The following is an 18,997-nucleotide window of genomic DNA, read 5'->3' as shown; positions in this document are numbered from 1 at the left end:
CAAGGGCCTGTCCGTGGTCTTGGAAAGCGTCGGCTGATATTATGGCCACAGATCTGACCACTTGATGCGTCGCTACAGACTGCAAGACGGACCCGAATCATGCCCAACAAGCTGATAGAGCGACTGCGCGGCAGCCTCTCCACCCTGCTCTACTTTTTCAATACCCTGTTCTGGTTTATCCCCGTGCTCTCCCTGGGTCTGCTCAAGTTGTTGCTGCCCGTCAGGGGCTGGCGAACCTTCTGCAACTGGCTGCTGGATGGCTGTGCCGGCAGCTGGATCGGTTTCAACAACCTGATCCAGAAAACCATCATCAAAACCCCTTTCGATGTGGTCGGAGTGGACAAAGGGCGCCGGAATGAGTGGTATATGGTGATTGCCAACCATCAATCCTGGGTCGACATACTGGTACTGCAGCGGGTTTTTAATCAAAAAATCCCCTTCCTGAAGTTTTTCCTCAAGAAAGAGCTGATTTGGGTACCTTTTCTCGGCCTGGCCTGGTGGGCGCTCGATTTCCCCTTCATGCGGCGATATTCCAGAAAATTTCTGGAAAAGAACCCCCATTTGAAGGGAAAAGACATTGAAACAACGCGTAAAGCCTGTGCCAGATTCCGCCACATTCCGGTGAGTGTGATGAATTTTGTCGAAGGCACCCGTTTCACTCCGACCAAGCATCAGAAGCAGGGGTCACCCTACCGGCACCTGCTCCATCCAAGGGCGGGTGGCATCGCCTTTACTCTGGCAGCCATGGGTGATCAGTTGCATCAACTGGTGGATGTGACCATCGCCTATCCGGACGGCATCCCCAGCTACTGGGATTTCATGTGCGGTCGAGTCGGGGAGATCAAGGTCCAGATCCGCTATTTGCCGATCGACCGCAAGCTGGTGGGGGACTACTTCAATGACCCCTACTTCCAACAAGAGTTTCAACAGTGGCTGAACGGGATCTGGCGCGAGAAAGACCAGACCCTGACCCAGCTGCTGGCAACCAAGGCACAGTAAACACCCATGTTATCCCTGCTTCCCGGCCCGTTGGTGCTGCTCATCAGCGCCGGCCTGACCATTCTTTTTACTGCCTTATGCGCCAGCCTGATCCTGCTGGTTTCGCTGGCCAAACTGCTGCTGCCCGTGCCGGCCTTTGGCCGCGCCTGCAGCCGGCTCAACAACCGCTTCATGCGCCTGTGGCTCGGCTGCAACGCCCTGGTGATCCGCCTCACCACCCGCATCGACTGGCAGGTCGAGGACGACACCCGGCTGCGCAAGGATGGCTGGTATCTCATCATCAGCAACCACATGAGCTGGACCGACATCGTGGTGCTCGGCCACCTGTTTCGCGACCGGTTGCCGGTGCCCAAGTTCTTCATGAAGCACGAACTCATCTACATCCCGCTGCTGGGGCTGGCCTGCTGGGGGCTGGATATGCCCTTTATGCGCCGCTACTCACGGGAGTTTTTGCTGCGCAATCCGCATCTGCGGGGCAAGGATATCGAGACCACCCGCAACGCCTGCGAGAAGTTTCGCCACATCCCTACCACCGTCATCAACTTCGTGGAGGGGACCCGCTTCACCGAGCAGAAACGCGATGCCTCCCGCTCCCGCTTTCGCCACCTGATGCCGCCCAAGGCGGCCGGGCTCGCCTTTACCCTGGCGGCCATGGGCGATCAGTTCGACAGCCTGATCAACGTCACCATCAGCTACCCGGACAACACCGAGACCCCCTTCAAGGACTTCCTGATGGGGCGGATGAAACGCATCCGGGTGCGGATCGAGGAGCTGCCGGTGGACGAACAACTGGTAGGGGATTACTTCAACGACAAGCAGTTCAAGCGCGGCTTCCAGGAGTGGCTGAACCAGCGCTGGCAGGAGAAGGACGCCGTGCTGGCTCAGTGGCAGAAGGATGATATGACAACTGGGTCCAGTCAGGTTGCCGACCAGGCAAGTGCCGAGGCCAGCTCGGGCAGCTGATCCTCGCTGAACACGGCGATGCCGTGGCGGCGCAACAGGGCAGTAGTCATGCCCTCGCCCGCCACCGAAACCCCTTCGAAGCGGCCGTTGTAGATGCGGCCGCTACCGCAGGAGGGGCTCCCCTCTTTCAGCAAGGCAAAGCGAATCCCCTGCTGCTGACAAGTCTCCAGCGCCAGCACGGCGCCGCGCGCAAACTCCGCCGTCACATCCAGCCCGCTTGCAGTCACCACAAGCTCCCCCTGCCGCTCGGCAGGTGGGCGCGGGGTCGGCAGACCGCCTGCCACCTCGGGACAGAAGGCCAGCACCCGCCCCTCGGCTCCCAACGCTGCCAACCAGTCGCTGACAATGCCCTTGCTCTGGCCATCGTAACGTACTGGCTGACCCAGCAAACAAGCGCTCACCAACACCTTGTGCGCCCTCGTATCACTCATGCTTCCGCTCCATTCATCACCTGATCGAACATGACGCAGCAGGGGCTCTCCAGCCGGTAGAGGATGGCCGGGCGCTGCTTGCCGGTCCGTTTGCGGCCTGTGTCCGTCAGTATCTCGGCGCGATGGATCCGCTTGCGAAACGCCGCCGTATTCATGGGGGTCTGCAGGATGATCTCGAAGGCGCGCTGCACCTCGGAGAGGGTGAATTCCGTCCCCAGCAGTTGCAGCGGCAGGGTGCTGTAGCGGCTCTTGATCCGCAGCCGCTCCAGCCCTCTGGCGATGAGTTGGGGATGATCGAAGGCGAGGCTGAGGCCGGGCAGGGCCGAGAGCGGGTGCCAGCAGCCACGAGTCACTTCGACATCGGGCTCGGCCAGACAGAGATAAACGAGCGTGGTGGACCAGCCACGGGGATCCCGCTCCAGATTGCCGAGGGTGCAGACCTGCTCGCTGTAGCAATGGCCCAGCCCCCATTCGGTCAGCAGGCGGCGCAGGGCGGCATCCAGATCCCGATCCCGCGTCTCGTCGATGCGCAGGGCAGGCAGCTGCCAGCAATGGGCGAAGGGGGGGCGATCGCGGGTCTCCAGCAGCAGTTCCAGCCGCTCGTCACGCAGTCGCAACACCACCATATCCAGACTCATTCTCAACATGTCGATCGCCCTGCTCGCCTTCCATTAATGTTTGGTAGATAATATCACACGAATAATATGTGCAGGAGCCACTCATGGGAATCATCGCCAGCCTGGATATTGATGCGCAGAAGGGATTCACTCCCCTCTGCCCGAATGAACTGCCCGTCGCAGGGGGGGATGATATTGTGGCTGCGCTCAACGCCCAGGCCGCTCTCGCCTCGCTGCGCATCGGCAGCAAGGACGCCCACCCCGCCAATGCAGACTGGGCGGTCTCCGATCCCGCCGGCATGCTGCTGCCGCTGGATTTGCCCAACGCCGACCTCACCTGGCCGGTGCACTGCGTACCGGGCACCCGCGGCTTCGAGCTGCTCGACGGCCTGCCGGCCCCGGTCGATTATGACTTCTTCGTCTGGAAGGGGGTCGAGCCGGATCTGCATCCCTATGGCACCTGTTTCCACGATCTGGCGGAGCGCCGCAGCACAGGGCTTATCGAGTTTCTGCAGTCCCGCGGCGTCACGACCGTACTGGCCGGCGGCCTCGCCACCGACTACTGCGTCAAGACCAGCGTGCTGCAACTGCGCCGCGCCGGTTTCCGGGTGATCGTCCACCTCGATGCCTGCCGTGGCATCGCCGCCGGGACGGTTGCCAGCGCCTGCACCCAGATGATCGAGGCTGGCGCCGAACTGGCCCAGACCCTGACCGATGTACAACGCCTGCTGGACGCCTGATATGTCCCCGACCCTCAAGGGTCTGCCCGACAGCGGCGTCTGCAAACTACCTATGCAGCAGGGGTGGGCCATGTGGCTCACCGGCCTGCGGGGATACTGATATGCTGCCCATACTCAACAGCCTGCTCGACACCGATGCCTACAAGCTGCATATGCAGCAGGCGGTGTTCCATCGCTATCCGGATGCCGAGGTGGTGGCCGAATTCCACAGCCGCAACGAAGAAGACCTGTTGCCCATGATGGGCCAGATCGAGGAGCAGCTGCGCCTGGCCGGCTCCCTGCGCCTGACCAGACCCGAGCTCGACTTCCTGGCCGAGCGCCCCTTCTTCACCACCGATTATCTCGATCACCTGCGCCGCAAGCCGCTGGACGCCTCCCTGCTCAAGGTGTTTGAGCAGGATGGCCGCATCAATGTGCGGGTCGAAGGCACCTGGCAGGACGTGATCCTGTGGGAGATCCCGGTGCTCGCCATCATCAGCGAGATGCGCAACCGCTTCCGCTATCCCCAGTTTGGCGTCACTCAGGCGCTGGAGCGGCTCGACCAGAAGATCGACAAGCTGGAGCGGGATCTCAGCCCGGAAGAGATGAAGGAGTTCAACCTCATCGACTTCGGCACCCGTCGCCGCTTCTCCCACACGGTGCAGGATGCCGTGGTGGGTCGCCTCAAGGAGCGCCTGCCGGCGTTTCGCGGCACCAGCAACTACCAGCTGGCCCAGAAATACCGGCTGCCGGCGGTGGGCACCCAGGCCCACGAGTGGTTCCAGGCCCACCAGCAGCTCGGCTTCCCGCTCGAGCACAGCCAGCGCGCCGCCCTCACCAGCTGGCTGGACGAGTTCACCGACCATCTGGGGATAGCCCTGACCGACTGCATCACCATGGATGCCTTCCTGCGCGACTTCGACTTCGAGCTGGCCAGCCGCTATCAGGGGCTGCGCCACGACTCCGGCGACCCCGTGGTGTGGGGCGAGAAGGCCATCAGCCACTACCAGCGCCTGGGCATCGACCCGACCGAGAAGACCCTGGTCTTCTCGGACGGTCTCAATCTCGACAAGGCGGTGCAGCTGATGCGCCACTTCCGCGGTCGTATCAACACCAGCTTCGGCATCGGCACCAAGCTCACCTGCGATCTGCCCGGGGTCACCCCGATGAACATCGTCTTCAAGATGATGGAGTGCAACGGTGGCCCGGTCGCCAAGATCTCTGACAGCCCGGGCAAGACCCTGTGCCGGGATGCGGACTTTATCCGCAACCTCAAGCAGGCCTTCCACGTCGGGGTGTAGCCCCCATTTTTGCGGGGAGCATCTTGCGCCCGGGGCCGGTGGCCCCCTACCATGACCCCCCTGATAAGGTCCGACTCGTGTCGGGCCTTTCTATTACCCGAACGACAGACCACAAAGGAATGCACCATGACCCGTAAATGGATACTCGCCCTCACCACCTTGTTCGCCAGCCTGAGCGCCGTCGCCGCCGAGCCGCTGCGGGTCTCCGCCATCCCGGACGAAGCCCCCACCGAGCTGCAGCGCAAGTTTGCTCCGCTGGGTGACTACCTGGCCGAGAAGACGGGCCGTGAAGTGGTGTTCGTGCCGGTCAACGACTACGCCGCCGTGGTCGAAGCGCTGGCCGCCGGCAAGCTGGACATGGCCTGGCTCGGGGGCTTCACCTATGTGCAGGCCCACCGCCGTGCCGACAAGGTGGTACCGCTGGTGCAGCGCCAGGAAGATGCCCAGTTCACCTCCAAGTTCATCGCCAATGCCGACAGCGGCATCAAGACCCTGGCCGACACCAAGGGCAAGGACTTCGCGTTCGGCTCTCCCTCCTCCACCTCGGGTCACCTGATGCCGCGCCACTTCCTGGCCGAACAGGGCATCAACCCGGAGCGTGACTTCGCCCACGTCGCCTTCTCCGGCGCCCACGACGCCACCGTCGCCTGGGTCGCTTCCGGCAAGGTGCCGGCTGGCGCGCTCAACGCTTCCGTGTGGGAGAAACTGGTGGAAGAGGGCAAGGTCGACACCGCCAAGGTCAAGGTGATCTGGACCACCCCCACCTACTTTGACTACAACTGGACCGTGCGCGGCGATCTGGATCCGGCCCTGCAAGAGAAGATCAAGCAGGCCTTCCTCAGCCTGGATCCGGCGGTACCCGCCCAGGCCGAGATCCTCAAGCTGCAACGCGCCAGCCGCTTCATCGAGACCAAGCCCGAGAACTACCTGGGCATCGAAGCCGCCGCAACCCAGGCCGGCCTGCTGAAGTGATCGCCGTCGCGCTGGACGGGGAAGGATTGCGGCTCGGCCAGAGCCGCATCCTGCAGCCGTTTCGCCTGCAGATAGCGGCGGGCGAGTGCGTGGCCGTCATAGGGCCAAGCGGCGCGGGCAAGACCAGCCTGCTGCGGCTGATCGGCACCGAGCTGCGCGGCGAAGGCAGGCTCGCCCTCTGGGAGCAGGATCCCTGGACCCTCTCTACCCGGGACCGCCAGCGGCTGCGCAGCCGGATCGGCATGATCTGGCAGCAACCGCCACTGCCCGCCTCCCAGAAGGTGGTGACCGCCGTGCTGGCCGGTCGGCTCGGCCAGTGGTCCCTCGGCCGTGCCTTACTCTCCCTGCTGCGTCCTTGCGACCCCGAAGGCGCGCAGGCCGAGCTGGCCCGCCTTGGCCTCGCCGACAAGTGGCAGCAACGCTGCGGCGAGCTCTCCGGTGGCCAGTTGCAACGGGTCGGCATCGCCCGGGTGCTCTATCAACAGCCGGATCTGATCCTGGCGGACGAGCCCGTCTCCGCCCTCGATCCCGTACTCGCCCAGAGCAGCCTGGATGCCCTGCTGGCCCAGGCCCGAGCCCGGGGCAGCACCCTTGTCGCCAACCTGCATGCGGTCGAGCTGGCGCTCGGCCGTTTCCCACGCATCATCGGTTTGCGCGAGGGGCGGGTGCAGTTCGATTGCCCGGCGGCAGCCGTTACCCCGGCCATGCTGGCCGACCTCTACACCGGTGATGACAAGGCGGCGGCGTGTTTGAACTGACCCACCGCTGGCGCCATCCCCTGCCCTGGCTGTTGCTGCTGATCGGCTACAGCCTGTGGCAACAAGCCGATGGCTGGCTCGGCCTGTTCGACGGCCAGAGCTGGCGGCAGATGGGCAACTTCCTCGCCACCAGCTGGCCACCCCGTTTTGATCGGGACTTTCTCGCCCTGACCCTGACCGCGACCCTGGAGAGCCTGGCCGTCGCGACTCTGGGGCTGGCGGGCGCCCTGCTGCTCGGCGTCCCTTTTGCCCTGCTCGGCTCGCGCGCCCTGTCGCTGGCCGAACTGGGTCCCGTTCCCAGTCCGCTGCGCGGCGCCTTGCGGGGCCTCTCGCGCCTTGTCGCCATCGTGCTGCGCAGCCTGCCCGAGCTCATCTGGGCACTGCTGTTCGTGCGCCTGTCGGGACTCGGGCCGCTGGCCGCCATCCTGGCCATCGCCGTCAGCTACGGCGGCATGCTGGCCAAGGTCTACAACGAGATAATGGAGAGCGGTGCCCTGCAACCGGCCCGCGCCCTGCTGCTCGGCGGCAGCGGCCGGCTGCAGGCACTCTGGTATGGCGTGCTGCCTGCGGTGCGCCAGGAGCTGCTCTCCTACACCGTCTATCGCTGGGAGTGCGCCCTGCGCGCCTCCGTCATCATGGGCTTCGTCGGGGCTGGCGGGCTCGGTCAGCAGCTCGAACTCTCCCTGCGCATGTTTGCCGGTGGCGAGGTGGTGACCCTGCTGCTGGCCTTTATCCTGCTGGTGACCCTGGCGGATGGCCTCAGCGCCTGGCTGCGCCATAGCCGCTCCCCCGGCATGCTGTTGCTGATCTGCCTGGGACTGGCCGCTGCCCTCGCCCTGTACCAGCTCGACTGGCGCATGCTGAGCTTCTCCCTGAGCGGGCTGGGTTCCTTCGTAGGGGAGTTTTTGCGACCGGACTGGTCATGGCCCTTCCTCAAGATTGTGACCAGCGGCCTGCTCGATACGGTGCAGATGGCGCTGCTGAGCACCCTCTTCAGCGCCCTGCTGGCCCTGCCACTCGCCTGTCTCGCCCGTCACTGCTGGCCGCTGCGCCTGCTGTTCAACCTGCTGCGCTCCGTACCCGAGCTCATCTTCGCCAGCCTGCTGGTGATCGCGGTCGGACTGGGCCCGGTGGCGGGCATACTGGCGCTGACCCTGCACACCACGGGGGTGCTGGCGCGGCTGTTCGTGGAGACCCTGGAGAACGCGGATCCCGCCCCCCGCCTCGCCCTGCAGCTGAGCGGGGCCGGGCCCATTGCCAGCTTCTGGTATGGGCTGTTTCCGCTGGTGACGCGCCAGTGGCTGGCTTACAGCCTTTATCGCGGCGAGATGAACCTGAGGGCCGCCACCATACTCGGCGTAGTCGGTGCCGGCGGCCTGGGGCAGCAGCTCTATGTATCGTTGAGCCTGTTTCGCTACGATCAGACCGCCACCCTGCTGCTGGCCATACTGTTGCTGGTCTGGCTGGCGGAGGCCATCAGCCGCCGCACCCGCTTGCCGCGCCCGGCCCCCACCCAGCGGGATTGCCAGATCTGACGCAGGCTCCTGATAAACAAAAAGCCCGCCGGTTTGCACCGGCGGGCTTTTTTCATCGGGTCACTCTGGATCAGTCTTTCTTGGCCAACAGGAATTTCACCAGCTGGTTGAACTGCTCCTGGGAAGTAATGGATTCGATCTTCACCATGTACTTGCCGTTGACCAGGAAGGCCGGCACACCGCGAATGTTGTAGCTCTCGGTGTTGCGGTCAAACTGGGAAACCATGCCGGAGACGGCGAAGCTGTCGACGGCACCATCAAACTCTTCGGCCGGTACGCCGTTGTCCACGAAGATCTGCTTCACGTCATCGCGGCTCATCGGCGGTTTGCGCTGGGTATGGATCTTGTTGAAGATGGCCGGAGTCAGCTTGCCTTCAACGTTCAGCAGGGTCGCCAGCGCGTAGGCACGCTGCATCTCCGGGCCCATTTCACGGCCCAGGAAGGCAACCGGGTTCTTCTTGAGAGGAACGCCCTGCGGCAGATCCTGCTTCAGCTGTTCCACGATCGGTTCGAAGGTCGAGCAGTGCGGGCAGTAGTAGGAGAAGAACTCCAACACTTCCGGCTGGGCGGTGCCAGTCTGCTTGACCACGTCATAGTTAACGCCTTCCTTGAATTCGGGGGCGGCGTGAACCATGGGCATCATCAGCATGGCAGCGAGGAAAAATAGGATTTTTTTCATGATGTTTCCTGTTAAGGGATCACTGTGAGGCACGCCCGGCGAACCGAAGCAGTGCCAAGCCTATTGCGTCCCCCCTTCGCCGTCAATGGCAAAGAAGTGACCTGGGATCCCTCCTCCCGCGCTCGTCACCAGCCGGGTTGCGCCCCGATCACCAACCCGGCGTCAGAGTCAGGGGCGGCGCCTTGAGCGCCTCCAGCTGGTCGTGCAGGGTCGCGATCTGCTGACGCCAGTAGTGCTCGGTATTGAACCAGGGGAAGTGGCGGGGGAAGGCGGGATCCTCCCAGCGCCGCGCCAGCCAGGCCATATAGTGGACGATGCGCATGGCCCGCAGCGGCTCGATGAGCGCCAGCTCGCGCGGGTCAAACTCCATGAACTCCTCGTAACCCGCCAGCAGGGTATCAAGCTGGACCAGCTGCTCGTGGCGCTCGCCGCTCAGCATCATCCAGAGATCCTGAATAGCGGGACCGGTGCGGCAATCATCGAGATCGACGAACAGGGGGCCATCGCGCCACAGGATGTTACCCGGGTGGCAGTCGCCATGCAGGGAGATGTGGGAGACATCCAGGCTCATGGCATCGCCGACATGCTTGATCAGCTCGTCGAGCACGCCGAAGAAGGGCTTGGCCAGCCCGCTCGGCAACCACTCGCCGGCCGCCAGCAGCTGCCGCGGCTCGTGCAACATGCTCTCCACATCCAGCCGGACACGATGGTGAAACGGCTTGCTGGCACCAATCTGGTGGATGCGGCCAAGGTAGCGCCCCACCCACTCCAGCTGATCCAGGTTGTCCACCTCGAACTGGCGGCCACCGACGCTCTGCCAGATGGCGAACGGATAGCCCTGATGCTCCAGCAGGGTCTCCCCCGCGAAGGAGAGAGGAGCGGCGACCGGGATCTCCGCCTCGGCCAGGCTGGCGGCGAACGCGTGCTCCTCCAGGATCTGGGCCCGGCTCCAGCGGCCGGGGCGGTAGAATTTCACCACATAGCGGCGACGATCCTCGTCCTGAAACTGGTAGACCCGGTTTTCGTAGCTGTTGAGTTCGATAAGGCCGGAGTCGAGCCGAAGACCGCTGAGATCCAGCGCATCCATGATGAGGTCGGGTGTGAGATCGGAATAGTTGAAACGCATGTCATCCACCATGAGAAAGGGGCGCCGTAGCGCCCCATTCTATCACCACTCGTTGAGATGGATGCCTGAACCGGGCAACCACTTTGATGAGTACTGACTGTCCCCCCTGCCGCTATAGCCGGCTGATAAACTTGCTGGCCTGACGCAGGGTACCCTTGCTGTCATCGGCGGCGGCGCCTTCGCGTTTGAGCACGAACTGGATGTCCAGCGCCGGCCGCTTCAGGTTGTAGGGGTCGACCGCCAGACTCACCGGCAAGGTATAAATTTCTCCCGCCTTCAGGGTCACCTCGCGCGGGCCGAACCACTCGTGCTCCGGCAGCCCCTCCACGTCCAGCTGATAGGTCTGGGATTGCAGGGTCTTGTTGAGGATCTTGAGGGTGTAGGTGTTCTCGATGAGCCCCTCGCTGTTCTCGCGGAACAGCTGGTTGCGATCCCGCAGGATATCAAGCCCCATCGGCATGATGGACATGGCGTTGTAGACGAAGACCCCCAGCATGATGGCCATCACCAGGCCGTAACCAATCAGCTTGGGCCGCGCCACATGGGTGGAGTCGTTGGCCAGCTTGTGCTCGGTGGTGTAGCTGATGAGCCCCTTCGGATAGCCCATCCGCTCCATGGTCTGATCGCAGGCGTCGACACAGGCGCCGCAGTTGATGCACTCGTACTGCAGGCCGTCGCGAATGTCGATGCCGGTCGGACAGACCTGCACGCACAGATCGCAGTCGATACAGTCCCCCAGCCCCAGCGCCTTGTGGTCCGCCTTGCGGGCACGGGCACCGCGGGTCTCGCCGCGCTTGGTGTCATAGCCGACGATGAAGGTGTCCTTGTCGAACATGGCGGACTGGAAGCGGGCATAGGGGCACATGTGGATACACATGATGGCGCGCATCCAGCCGGCGTTGCCGTAGGTGCAGATGGTGAAGAAGATCACCCAGAACATCACCCAGCCCCCCGCCTGCAGGGTCAGAACATCGGGCACCAGCTTGGTCACATCCTGGAAGTAGGCGACGAAGGTAAGGCCGGTCGCCAGCGAGATGAGCAGCCAAGCCAGGTGCTTGGCCCCCTTGCGGGCCAGTTTCTCGCCGCTCCAGGGCGCCGCATCCAGCTTGCGCCGCTTGTTGGCAGGCCCTTCCAGCTTCTCTTCAAACCAGATGAACATGAAGGTCCAGACCGTCTGCGGGCAGAGATAGCCACACCAGACCCGGCCGAGGAAGGTAGTCACGAAGAAGAGCGCGAAGGCCGCGATCATGAAGATCCAGGCGAGCAGGGTCAGGTCCTGCGGCCAGATGGTGGCACCGAAGATGTGGAACTGCTGGTGAGCGAGGTCGAACAGTATCGCCTGGCGCCCCTCGTAGCGCAGCCAGGGCAGCAGCACGAACAGGGCGACGAAGAACCATCCCATTCCCTTGCGTACCCGCTGCCAGTAACCGGTCTGGGCCCGGACATAGATGCGGTTGCCGGGGTTGAATCTGTCGTCGCTGGCTTTGAACGTGTTGGGGTTGAAAGTCCCGGTTACGCTCTTGTCGGTGACATCCTTGATATCGATTTTTTCATGATCGGCCATTGCAAGACATCGCTCCCTTATTTGTTATGGAGCGGATTATATCTTAAACAACCTGCTAATTGTGTGGATTAGATGTATCTAATATTGGCGATCGATCGCAAATTTCGGTAACAAAAAAGGCGTTTCGCCCATTGACGAAACGCCTTCAAAGAGATTCCACTGAAACCAGGCTAGGTGTCCAGCACACCGCCCGGGGTCACTTGATGCCGCGCGCCTTGAGCAGGGCTTCCTTGAAATCCGGCACATGATCCTTGGCCAGACCGGGGATCATCGCCTGCTTGTCGGATTCCCGCATCTTGAGGTGATAGATCAGCATGTCGTCGGTCAGCTCGGACAGGGGACCTTCAAATCCCGCTTCTTTGGCCAGTTTGGCTACAAACTGCACCAGGCTGAGATCCTGTTCCTTGATCCAGGCAGGCTGCAACAACTCCAGCAGCTCTTCGATACGATGACATTGCATAGACAACCTCTTCAATCTGTCACGTTAAACTCAGGCAACCTTACCCATCAAGGCCACTTCGATTCGATCCCGCCCATTATGCTTGGCCTGATAGAGGGCCGCATCCGCTTTTTGGATCAAATCGGCGATTTTCATGCTGTTGTCCGGGATCAGGGTGGCCACGCCAAAGCTGCAGGTGACCCGGCTCGAGACCAGGGATTTCTGGTGGGGAATGCCTAATTCCTTGAGTGCGGTGCGTATCCTGTCCGCCACCTGCAGCGCCCCCTGCATGCCGGTACAGGGCAGCAGCAGGGCAAACTCTTCGCCCCCATAACGGGCCGCCAGATCATCTTCCCGCCGCTCGACCCCGGCCAGCAGTCTGCCAACCTGCTGCAGGCAGTCATCGCCCAGCTGGTGACCATAGAAGTCATTGAACTGTTTGAAATAATCCACATCCAGCAGGACCAGCGAGAGCGGCGCCCTGGCACGATGACAGCGCCGCCACGCCCGCTCGAGACAGTCATCAAGATGGGCACGATTGGCAATACCGGTCAGCCCGTCGAGGCGGGAGGTGAGGCGCAGATGCTCCGACACCGCCTTCAATTCGGCCACCAGATCGGCGTTGGAGAAACGGTGATAGAGGGAGGCAACCTGATCCCGGCGCAGGCGGCGCAGCAGGGTCGGCAAAAAGACGAACAGGTAACCGGCCAGCATGGTGGAAACGATCCGCTCCTGCTCGTTGCCCACTCCGAGCTCGAACAGCATGGCAAGCCCCAGCGGCAGCACGGCGCCATAGACGATGCGGCGAGAGCCAAACAGCATGATGGCGCTGCCGGTGAGGATCAGGCTGGTCAGCATCATCATGGCGGCACGATAGGTATCCGGCAGCTTGTCCATGTAGAGCAGCACGCCGAGCGCCCAGATGATGGAGGTGACGGTCACCCCGATGAACATCTCCCGCTCCAGGACAGGCACCGCAGTCTGCTGCAACGCGGGCTGACGCCAGCGCAGATGCCAATAGCGGAACAGCAGCAACAGGAACACAGCGGCCAACCAGCCCAGCGCCTCACTGACGGGCAGATAGTCGTGAAACAGCAGACTCCAGCCAAACGCCAGCAGGCCCAGACAGGGAAGACTGAACAAGGCGTGAGTATAAAGCTGAACCATGATGGCCTGCTTCACCTGGTGTGTCACACTCTGGGTCAACTGAGTACTCCTGTACAAGAGCCGAACAGTCTACCATCCCCCCCAGTGAGCAACAATAAAGCGCCTTTTATTAAGAAGTTAGTCAACTTTGCCGCAGCCGGATGCCGGCCAAAAAGAGGGAGGCAAGCCGTTCACAAACGGCCTGCCTCCCTCTAATTTCATCATGACGCCGGCGTCTGCCGGGCCGGATTTCAGCCTTTTTCCAGCTCGTCGAGGATCGGGCATTCAGGATTTTCATCCCCGTGACAGCAACCGACCAGCCCCTCGAGGGAGCTGAGCATGGCCTGCAGACCGGCGATGCGGGCACGCAGATCGACGATCTTCTCCTGGGCCAGCTTCTTCACCTGGGCACTGGATCTGTGCTCATCCCGATAGAGCGCCAGCAGCTCCTGACACTCCTCCAGATTGAACCCGGTCTCTCGTGCCCGCTTGACGAAACGCAGCTCCCGCAGCGATCCCTCGGTATAGCTGCGATAGCCGTTGTCGCTGCGGATCGGCGCCGAAATCAGGCCGATGCTCTCGTAGTAACGGATGGTCTTGGCGGTCAGCCCAGTGGCTTTGGCTACCTTGCTGATGTTCATGGATGACTCCTTACATGTCTGTTCGGGTGCCAGCATGGTTGCCCGCCTTGGGCTGCCAGCGTTTCAATAACAGGGAATTGCTCAATACCGTGATGCTGCTCAGGGCCATGGCCGCCCCCGCCAGCTCGGGGCTGAGGTAGCCCAGCGCCGCCAGCGGAATACCGATGATGTTGAACACGAAGGCCCAGAACAGATTCTGCTGTATGGTGCGCCAGGTGGCCGCCGAGATATCGATGGCATCGGCCACCAGCCGCGGGTCAGATCGCATGAGCGTGATGGAGGCGGTCTCCATCGCCACGTCGGAGCCGGAGCCCATGGCGATCCCCACGTCCGCCGCGGCCAGCGCTGGGGCGTCGTTCACCCCGTCCCCCACCATGGCTACCAACCCCTGGGTACGCGCCCGCAGCGCTTCGACTTTATCCACCTTGCCGGCCGGCAGCACTGAGTCGAACGCCCCGTCCAGCCCCAGCTTGGCGGCGATATGGGCCACCGGCGCCGGCGCATCGCCGCTCACCAGCCAGCTGGCGATGCCGCGCTGGCGCAAGGTGGCGATGGCGGCCGGGCTCTCCGGTCGCAGGGTATCGGCCAGGGCGGCGATGCCCACCGCCACTCCATCGATGGCGACCCAGACCCGGGTTGCCCCGTCAGCGGGCTGTTCATCCTGCTGCGGCTGTGCAATGCCAAGCTGAGCCAACAAGCTGGTGTTGCCGATGGCGACCGTATGGCCCGCCACCTGACCCATGATGCCAGCGCCAACCCGTACCTCCACCGCTTCCGGTTGGGGCAACACGGCGTCCTGACCGACCGCCTCGCGCATGGCTTGCGCCAGCGGGTGCTCGCTCGCCTGCTGCAGGGCCGCGGCCAGGCGCAGCTGCTCATCGGTGCCGTTCCAGCTCGCCAGCACAGGCCGACCCTGAGTAAGCGTGCCAGTCTTGTCGAAGATAAGCGCCTTGATGGCGTGAGCCTTTTGCAGGGTATCCACATCTTTTATCAGAATGCCGTGGCGCGCTGCCACCCCGGTGCCGGTCACGATGGCCGCCGGCGTGGCCAGGCCCAGGGCGCAGGGGCAGGCAATCACCAACACGGCCACCGCGGCCAGCAGCGCCTGACCGAAGTCACCGCTGTAGGCATACCAGGCCAGCAGGGTAAACAGGGCGATGGCCATCACCACCGGCACGAACACGGCGGAAACCTTGTCCACCAGTTGTTGCAGCGGCGCCTTGCCCATCTGGGCGTTTTCCACCAGGGCGATAATCTTGCTGAGGCTGGAGTCCTCCCCCACGGTCGTGGCTTCGATCTCCAGCACCCCTGAGCGGTTGATGGCCCCGCCCAGCACGCTCTCTCCCAAGCCCCGTGGCACCGGCAGGCTCTCACCGGTGAGGATCGACTCATCCAGCTCGCTCTCGCCGCTCAGGATCCTGCCGTCCACCGGTACCCGCTCACCCACCAGCACCCGTAGCCGATCGCCGCGCAGCACATCATCGATGGCCACGCTCTGCCAGCTCTCGCCGCGCCAGACGGTAGCAGTATCCGGGCGCAGCGCCATCAGCTCGCGAATGGCGGAGCGGGTGCTGCGCTTGGCCCTGGCCTCCAGCAATTTTCCGAGGGAGATCAGGGTGATGATGATGGCGCTCGCCTCGAAATAGAGCTTGCCGCTGGCGGCCATCCCCAGCGTCAGCAACAGATAGAGGCTGTAGAAATAGGCGGCGCTGGTACCGGTCGCCACCAGCACGTCCATATTGGCGGAGCGGTTCTTGATGGCGAGCCAGGCGCCACGATAGAAGCGTCTGCCTACCCAGAACTGCACCGGCGTGGCGAGCACCAGCTCCAGCCAGGCGGGCAGATGCCAGGGCAGCAGGCCAGCCATGGCGAGCATGCCCACCAGCAGCGGCAGGGTCAGCAGCGCCGAGACGATAACCTGGATCAGTGCCTGGTGCGCGGCGGCAGACTCCTGCGCCTCTCGCTCCAGCAACTGCTGGCGGCGGGCGCTGGCCGACCCTTGCGCCAGCTGGGCACCAAACCCGAGCCCCTCGATCTGCTCGCGCAGGGCGGCGGGGGTCTGGATACCGGGCACCTGGGTGATGCGGGCCTGCTCGATGGAGAAATTGACCTCGGCCGAGAGTACGCCGGGCAGGGCTGTCAGCATCCGTTCGAGGCGGGCCGAGCAGGCTGCGCAGGTCATGCCGCTGATCTGGAAGGTGAAGGATTCACTGCCGTAGTCGTAGCCCTGCCCCTTGATGCTCTCCAGCACCGCGGACAACCGGCCCGGATCGTCCAGCTCGATAGCGGCCTGCTCCAGCGCAAAGTTGACGGAAGCCGTCACCCCTTCAAGCTGATTAAGGGCGGCGGAGATGCGGCTGGCGCAATTGGCACAGCTCATGCCTGTGAGTGGCAGCTGCAGATGGATGGGTAATTGAATATGAGTGGTCATCTTGTTCCTCCCCGGAACCAATCGGCCAAAATGGCGCCGATGACCAAACCCTAACCTTTACTGTAAGGGTAAACTCAAGCCACATGATCCACTTTTTGCAGATGAAAAAACGGCGCCCGTTTGCTACCCAGGAGCAAACGGGCGCCACATTCAGCTACTGCGTGGGATGAACGACAGCTCAGATGCCGTACTGGGCGCGATAGGCTTTCATGGCGGTCAGTTGCGTAGCCAGTTCCGGCTGCTCTACCTGCTTCTCTTCCAGATAGGCGATGAGATCGCTCATCTGGATGATGGCGATGATGTGGGCACCGTAGTCACGCTCCACCTCCTGAATGGCGGAGAGCTCGCCCTTGCCCTTCTCTTGGCGATCCAGCGCGATCAGCACGCCGGCCAGCGAGGCGCCGTTGGCCTGGATCAGGTCCATGGATTCACGAATGGCGGTACCGGCGGTGATGACGTCATCCACCAGCATGATGCGCCCCTTGAGCGGGCTGCCCACCAGGTTGCCGCCCTCGCCGTGATCCTTGGCCTCCTTGCGGTTGAAGCACCAAGGCACGTCCACGTCGTGTTGCTCCACCAGCTGCACCGCAGTGGCGGAGGCGATGGGGATCCCCTTGTAGGCCGGGCCAAACAGTACGTCAAACTCGATGCCCGCATCCATCAGGGCGGCGGCGTAGAAGCGGCCGAGGCGGGCCAGATCGCGGCCACTGTTGAACAGGCCGGCGTTGAAGAAGTAGGGGCTCTTGCGACCGGATTTCAGGGTAAATTCACCGAATTTGAGGACCTGTTTCTCCAGGGCGAACTCGATAAATTGACGCTGGTAGGCTTTCATTCTGGCTCCTTGCTTGGCTTGTGGTTGCGTTCTATCGGGTATAAAAAAACGCGGACAATGCCGCGTTTTTAAAATCAGGAGAGCGACTGCTTCTGCAGCGCGATAATCTCTTCGATGCCGCCCTTGGCGAGCGCCAGCATGGCCAGCAACTCCTCATGGGTGAATGGCTCGGCCTCCGCGGTGCCCTGCACCTCGATGATGCGACCATCCTCGGTCATTACCACGTTCATGTCGGTCTCAGCGGCGGAGTCTTCGATGTACTCCAGATCGCAGATGGCTTCCCCTTCGAACATGCCGACGGAGACGGCGGCGATCATCTGCTTGAGCGGGCTCTGCTTGATCAGTCCCTTCTCCACCATCCAGTTCAGGGCATCCACCAGGGCCACGCAGGCACCGGTAATGGCAGCGGTGCGGGTGCCGCCATCGGCCTGCAGCACGTCACAATCCACCGTGATGGTGTGCTCGCCGAGCGCGGTCAGATCCACAGCGGCGCGCAGGGAGCGGGCAATCAGACGGGAGATCTCCAGGGTACGGCCGCTCTGCTTGCCGGAGGCTGCCTCGCGGTTCATCCGGGAGTGGGTGGAGCGCGGCAGCATACCGTACTCGGCGGTCACCCAGCCCTGGCCCTTGCCCTTCAGGAAGCGCGGCACGCTGGTGTCGACGCTGGCGGTGCAAAGCACGCGAGTATTACCGAACTCCACCAGCACCGAGCCTTCCGCATGCTTGGTGAAATGACGGGTGATGGTAACCGGGCGAACTTGCGCGGCGGTGCGATCGCTGGGACGTGGCATGGGACGGACCTCTGGGCTGGCTGAATTGGCGCAGGAGTATAAGTGATCCTGCCCCAAATATCAGCCGCTAAAACCAAGGCAGCGGCTGACGGCACCAGCCTGGCTGGGTATACTGCCCCCACACTTCATCAAGCCCGGAACAATCAATGATTCACAGCATGACCGCCTACGCCCGCAAGGAATTCAAGGGCGACTGGGGCACAGCCGTTTGGGAAATTCGTTCGGTCAACCAGCGCTATCTGGAAACCTACATTCGCCTGCCGGAACAACTGCGCAGCCTGGAGCCGGTACTGCGTGAGCGTTTCCGCGCCAAGCTGCAGCGTGGCAAGGTGGAGTGCAACCTGCGTTTCGAGGCCGCTCAGGCCGCCGCCAGCCAGCTTCATATCAATGAAGAGCTGGCCAAGCTCATCATCGACAGCGCCAGCTGGGTAATGAAAGAAGCAGGCCAGGGCCAGCTCAACCCAGTCGACGTACTGCGCTGGCCGGGCGTGATGGCCGCCGCCGAGCAGGACATGGATGCGGTCGCCACCGAACTGATGGGCGGTTTCGACCTGACCCTGGACGACTTCCTCGCCTCCCGCGCCAGTGAAGGGGCCAACCTCAAGGCGCTGATCGAGCAGCGTCTGGCTGGCATCCAGGTGGAAGTCACCAAGGTGCGCACCCACCTGCCGCAGATCATCGAGTGGCAGCGCCAGAAGCTCACCGACCGTCTGGCCGAAGCCAAAGTCGAGCTGGATCCGACCCGCATCGAGCAGGAGATCGTGCTGCTGGCCCAGAAGATCGACGTGGCCGAAGAGCTGGATCGTCTGGAGATGCACATCAGCGAGACCAACAAGATCATGAAGAAGGGTGGCGCCTGTGGCCGTCGTCTCGACTTCATGATGCAGGAGTTCAACCGCGAATCGAACACCCTCGGCTCCAAGTCCATCAACGCCGAAGTGACCCAGTCCGCCGTCGAGCTGAAGGTCCTCATCGAGCAGATGCGCGAACAGATCCAGAACATCGAGTGATGCCTCGCAAGGCGAGCCTGTCGCCGCAGTAACCGATTGAAAG

General features: G+C 62.8%; 19 protein-coding genes. 8 read left to right on the top strand and 11 right to left on the bottom strand.

What is annotated here, in order from left to right; all coding sequences use genetic code 11:
- The first annotated feature begins 99 nt into the window (after nt 1-99).
- Both MRK42_RS00975 and MRK42_RS00970 read left to right on the top strand, forming a co-directional pair.
- Nucleotides 100-999: an acyltransferase gene (locus tag MRK42_RS00975; protein ID WP_354688760.1), complete on the top strand. Its 900-nt coding sequence runs from the start codon at nt 100-102 to the stop codon at nt 997-999.
- 6 nt (nt 1,000-1,005) lie between these two features.
- Entirely contained in the window at nt 1,006-1,962 is a 957-nt protein-coding gene (locus MRK42_RS00970) for an acyltransferase (RefSeq protein WP_354688759.1), read from the top strand.
- Here the strand turns inward: MRK42_RS00970 and MRK42_RS00965 are convergent.
- Together MRK42_RS00965 and MRK42_RS00960 are read right to left on the bottom strand one after the other, a co-directional pair.
- Nucleotides 1,917-2,393, bottom strand: coding sequence for a DUF523 domain-containing protein (locus tag MRK42_RS00965; protein ID WP_354688758.1), 477 nt, complete (start codon nt 2,391-2,393; stop codon nt 1,917-1,919). The two genes, MRK42_RS00970 and MRK42_RS00965, sit on opposite strands and share 46 nt — an antisense overlap.
- Entirely contained in the window at nt 2,390-3,040 is a 651-nt protein-coding gene (locus tag MRK42_RS00960; RefSeq protein ID WP_026457335.1) for a DNA mismatch repair protein MutT, read from the bottom strand. Before MRK42_RS00960 ends, MRK42_RS00965 begins: the two co-directional genes overlap by 4 nt.
- 74 nt (nt 3,041-3,114) lie before the next feature.
- Here MRK42_RS00960 and MRK42_RS00955 point away from each other — a divergent pair, with 74 nt between their 5' ends.
- From MRK42_RS00955 to phnE, 5 genes are all read left to right on the top strand, one after another.
- Entirely contained in the window at nt 3,115-3,750 is a 636-nt protein-coding gene (locus MRK42_RS00955) for a nicotinamidase (protein ID WP_354688757.1), read from the top strand.
- A gap of 101 nt (nt 3,751-3,851) precedes the next feature.
- Nucleotides 3,852-5,030, top strand: coding sequence for a nicotinate phosphoribosyltransferase (gene pncB / locus MRK42_RS00950; protein ID WP_354688756.1), 1,179 nt, complete (start codon nt 3,852-3,854; stop codon nt 5,028-5,030).
- A 126-nt stretch (nt 5,031-5,156) separates the two neighbouring features.
- Nucleotides 5,157-6,002, top strand: coding sequence for a putative selenate ABC transporter substrate-binding protein (locus MRK42_RS00945; RefSeq protein ID WP_061476843.1), 846 nt, complete (start codon nt 5,157-5,159; stop codon nt 6,000-6,002).
- Nucleotides 5,999-6,760 (top strand): ATP-binding cassette domain-containing protein, encoded by a 762-nt coding sequence (locus MRK42_RS00940; protein WP_354688755.1) that lies wholly within the window; start codon nt 5,999-6,001, stop codon nt 6,758-6,760. Before MRK42_RS00945 ends, MRK42_RS00940 begins: the two co-directional genes overlap by 4 nt.
- Nucleotides 6,748-8,295, top strand: coding sequence for a phosphonate ABC transporter, permease protein PhnE (gene phnE, locus MRK42_RS00935; RefSeq protein ID WP_354688754.1), 1,548 nt, complete (start codon nt 6,748-6,750; stop codon nt 8,293-8,295). The genes MRK42_RS00940 and phnE overlap by 13 nt, the downstream gene beginning before the upstream one ends.
- A gap of 70 nt (nt 8,296-8,365) precedes the next feature.
- Here the strand turns inward: phnE and MRK42_RS00930 are convergent, their stop codons facing one another.
- From MRK42_RS00930 to rph, 9 genes are all read right to left on the bottom strand, one after another.
- On the bottom strand, nt 8,366-8,974 hold the full coding sequence (locus tag MRK42_RS00930; protein WP_042027154.1) for a thiol:disulfide interchange protein DsbA/DsbL: 609 nt from the start codon (nt 8,972-8,974) through the stop codon (nt 8,366-8,368).
- A 148-nt stretch (nt 8,975-9,122) separates the two neighbouring features.
- A complete protein-coding gene (locus MRK42_RS00925; RefSeq protein WP_354688753.1) occupies nt 9,123-10,112 on the bottom strand; it encodes a serine/threonine protein kinase in 990 nt (329 codons plus the stop codon).
- Nucleotides 10,113-10,212: 100 nt separating this feature from the next.
- On the bottom strand, nt 10,213-11,664 hold the full coding sequence (gene ccoG, locus MRK42_RS00920; protein ID WP_354688752.1) for a cytochrome c oxidase accessory protein CcoG: 1,452 nt from the start codon (nt 11,662-11,664) through the stop codon (nt 10,213-10,215).
- A 196-nt stretch (nt 11,665-11,860) separates the two neighbouring features.
- Nucleotides 11,861-12,124 carry a YihD family protein gene (locus MRK42_RS00915; RefSeq protein ID WP_026457260.1) on the bottom strand — a complete coding sequence of 88 codons (264 nt, stop codon included), beginning with the start codon at nt 12,122-12,124 and terminating at the stop codon, nt 11,861-11,863.
- 30 nt (nt 12,125-12,154) lie between these two features.
- Nucleotides 12,155-13,309: a GGDEF domain-containing protein gene (locus MRK42_RS00910; RefSeq protein ID WP_042027158.1), complete on the bottom strand. Its 1,155-nt coding sequence runs from the start codon at nt 13,307-13,309 to the stop codon at nt 12,155-12,157.
- A gap of 191 nt (nt 13,310-13,500) precedes the next feature.
- Complete coding sequence (cueR, locus tag MRK42_RS00905; RefSeq protein WP_026457258.1) at nt 13,501-13,890, bottom strand: Cu(I)-responsive transcriptional regulator; 390 nt, start codon at nt 13,888-13,890, stop codon at nt 13,501-13,503.
- A 10-nt stretch (nt 13,891-13,900) separates the two neighbouring features.
- Nucleotides 13,901-16,321, bottom strand: coding sequence for a heavy metal translocating P-type ATPase (locus tag MRK42_RS00900; protein ID WP_354688751.1), 2,421 nt, complete (start codon nt 16,319-16,321; stop codon nt 13,901-13,903).
- 178 nt (nt 16,322-16,499) lie between these two features.
- A complete protein-coding gene (pyrE, locus tag MRK42_RS00895) occupies nt 16,500-17,153 on the bottom strand; it encodes an orotate phosphoribosyltransferase (RefSeq protein ID WP_026457170.1) in 654 nt (217 codons plus the stop codon).
- Between the two features lie 74 nt (nt 17,154-17,227).
- On the bottom strand, nt 17,228-17,944 hold the full coding sequence (rph, locus tag MRK42_RS00890; protein ID WP_223379667.1) for a ribonuclease PH: 717 nt from the start codon (nt 17,942-17,944) through the stop codon (nt 17,228-17,230).
- Between the two features lie 146 nt (nt 17,945-18,090).
- On the opposite strand from rph, the gene MRK42_RS00885 reads away from it, so the two are divergent.
- Nucleotides 18,091-18,954, top strand: a complete 864-nt coding sequence (locus MRK42_RS00885; RefSeq protein WP_354688750.1) for a YicC/YloC family endoribonuclease — start codon at nt 18,091-18,093, stop codon at nt 18,952-18,954.
- Nucleotides 18,955-18,997: the final 43 nt, after the last annotated feature.

This window comes from Aeromonas sp. 19NY04SH05-1, assembly GCF_040581895.1.
Classification (GTDB): Bacteria; Pseudomonadota; Gammaproteobacteria; order Enterobacterales; family Aeromonadaceae; genus Aeromonas; species Aeromonas enteropelogenes.
The sequence above is the reverse complement of the archived record's forward strand: the minus strand, read 5'-3'. Positions and strand labels throughout refer to the sequence as shown.

Excerpts from the sequence above, each read along its gene's own strand:
- MRK42_RS00975 (WP_354688760.1), top strand. The coding sequence starts at position 100 with ATGCCCAACAAGCTGATAGAGCGACTGCGCGGCAGCCTCTCCACCCTG.
- MRK42_RS00970 (WP_354688759.1), top strand. The coding sequence starts at position 1,006 with ATGTTATCCCTGCTTCCCGGCCCGTTGGTGCTGCTCATCAGCGCCGGC.
- MRK42_RS00965 (WP_354688758.1), bottom strand. The coding sequence starts at position 2,393 with ATGAGTGATACGAGGGCGCACAAGGTGTTGGTGAGCGCTTGTTTGCTG.
- MRK42_RS00960 (WP_026457335.1), bottom strand. The coding sequence starts at position 3,040 with ATGTTGAGAATGAGTCTGGATATGGTGGTGTTGCGACTGCGTGACGAG.
- MRK42_RS00955 (WP_354688757.1), top strand. The coding sequence starts at position 3,115 with ATGGGAATCATCGCCAGCCTGGATATTGATGCGCAGAAGGGATTCACT.
- pncB (WP_354688756.1), top strand. The coding sequence starts at position 3,852 with ATGCTGCCCATACTCAACAGCCTGCTCGACACCGATGCCTACAAGCTG.
- MRK42_RS00945 (WP_061476843.1), top strand. The coding sequence starts at position 5,157 with ATGACCCGTAAATGGATACTCGCCCTCACCACCTTGTTCGCCAGCCTG.
- MRK42_RS00930 (WP_042027154.1), bottom strand. The coding sequence starts at position 8,974 with ATGAAAAAAATCCTATTTTTCCTCGCTGCCATGCTGATGATGCCCATG.
- MRK42_RS00925 (WP_354688753.1), bottom strand. The coding sequence starts at position 10,112 with ATGGTGGATGACATGCGTTTCAACTATTCCGATCTCACACCCGACCTC.
- ccoG (WP_354688752.1), bottom strand. The coding sequence starts at position 11,664 with ATGGCCGATCATGAAAAAATCGATATCAAGGATGTCACCGACAAGAGC.
- MRK42_RS00915 (WP_026457260.1), bottom strand. The coding sequence starts at position 12,124 with ATGCAATGTCATCGTATCGAAGAGCTGCTGGAGTTGTTGCAGCCTGCC.
- cueR (WP_026457258.1), bottom strand. The coding sequence starts at position 13,890 with ATGAACATCAGCAAGGTAGCCAAAGCCACTGGGCTGACCGCCAAGACC.
- MRK42_RS00900 (WP_354688751.1), bottom strand. The coding sequence starts at position 16,321 with ATGACCACTCATATTCAATTACCCATCCATCTGCAGCTGCCACTCACA.
- pyrE (WP_026457170.1), bottom strand. The coding sequence starts at position 17,153 with ATGAAAGCCTACCAGCGTCAATTTATCGAGTTCGCCCTGGAGAAACAG.
- rph (WP_223379667.1), bottom strand. The coding sequence starts at position 17,944 with ATGCCACGTCCCAGCGATCGCACCGCCGCGCAAGTTCGCCCGGTTACC.
- MRK42_RS00885 (WP_354688750.1), top strand. The coding sequence starts at position 18,091 with ATGATTCACAGCATGACCGCCTACGCCCGCAAGGAATTCAAGGGCGAC.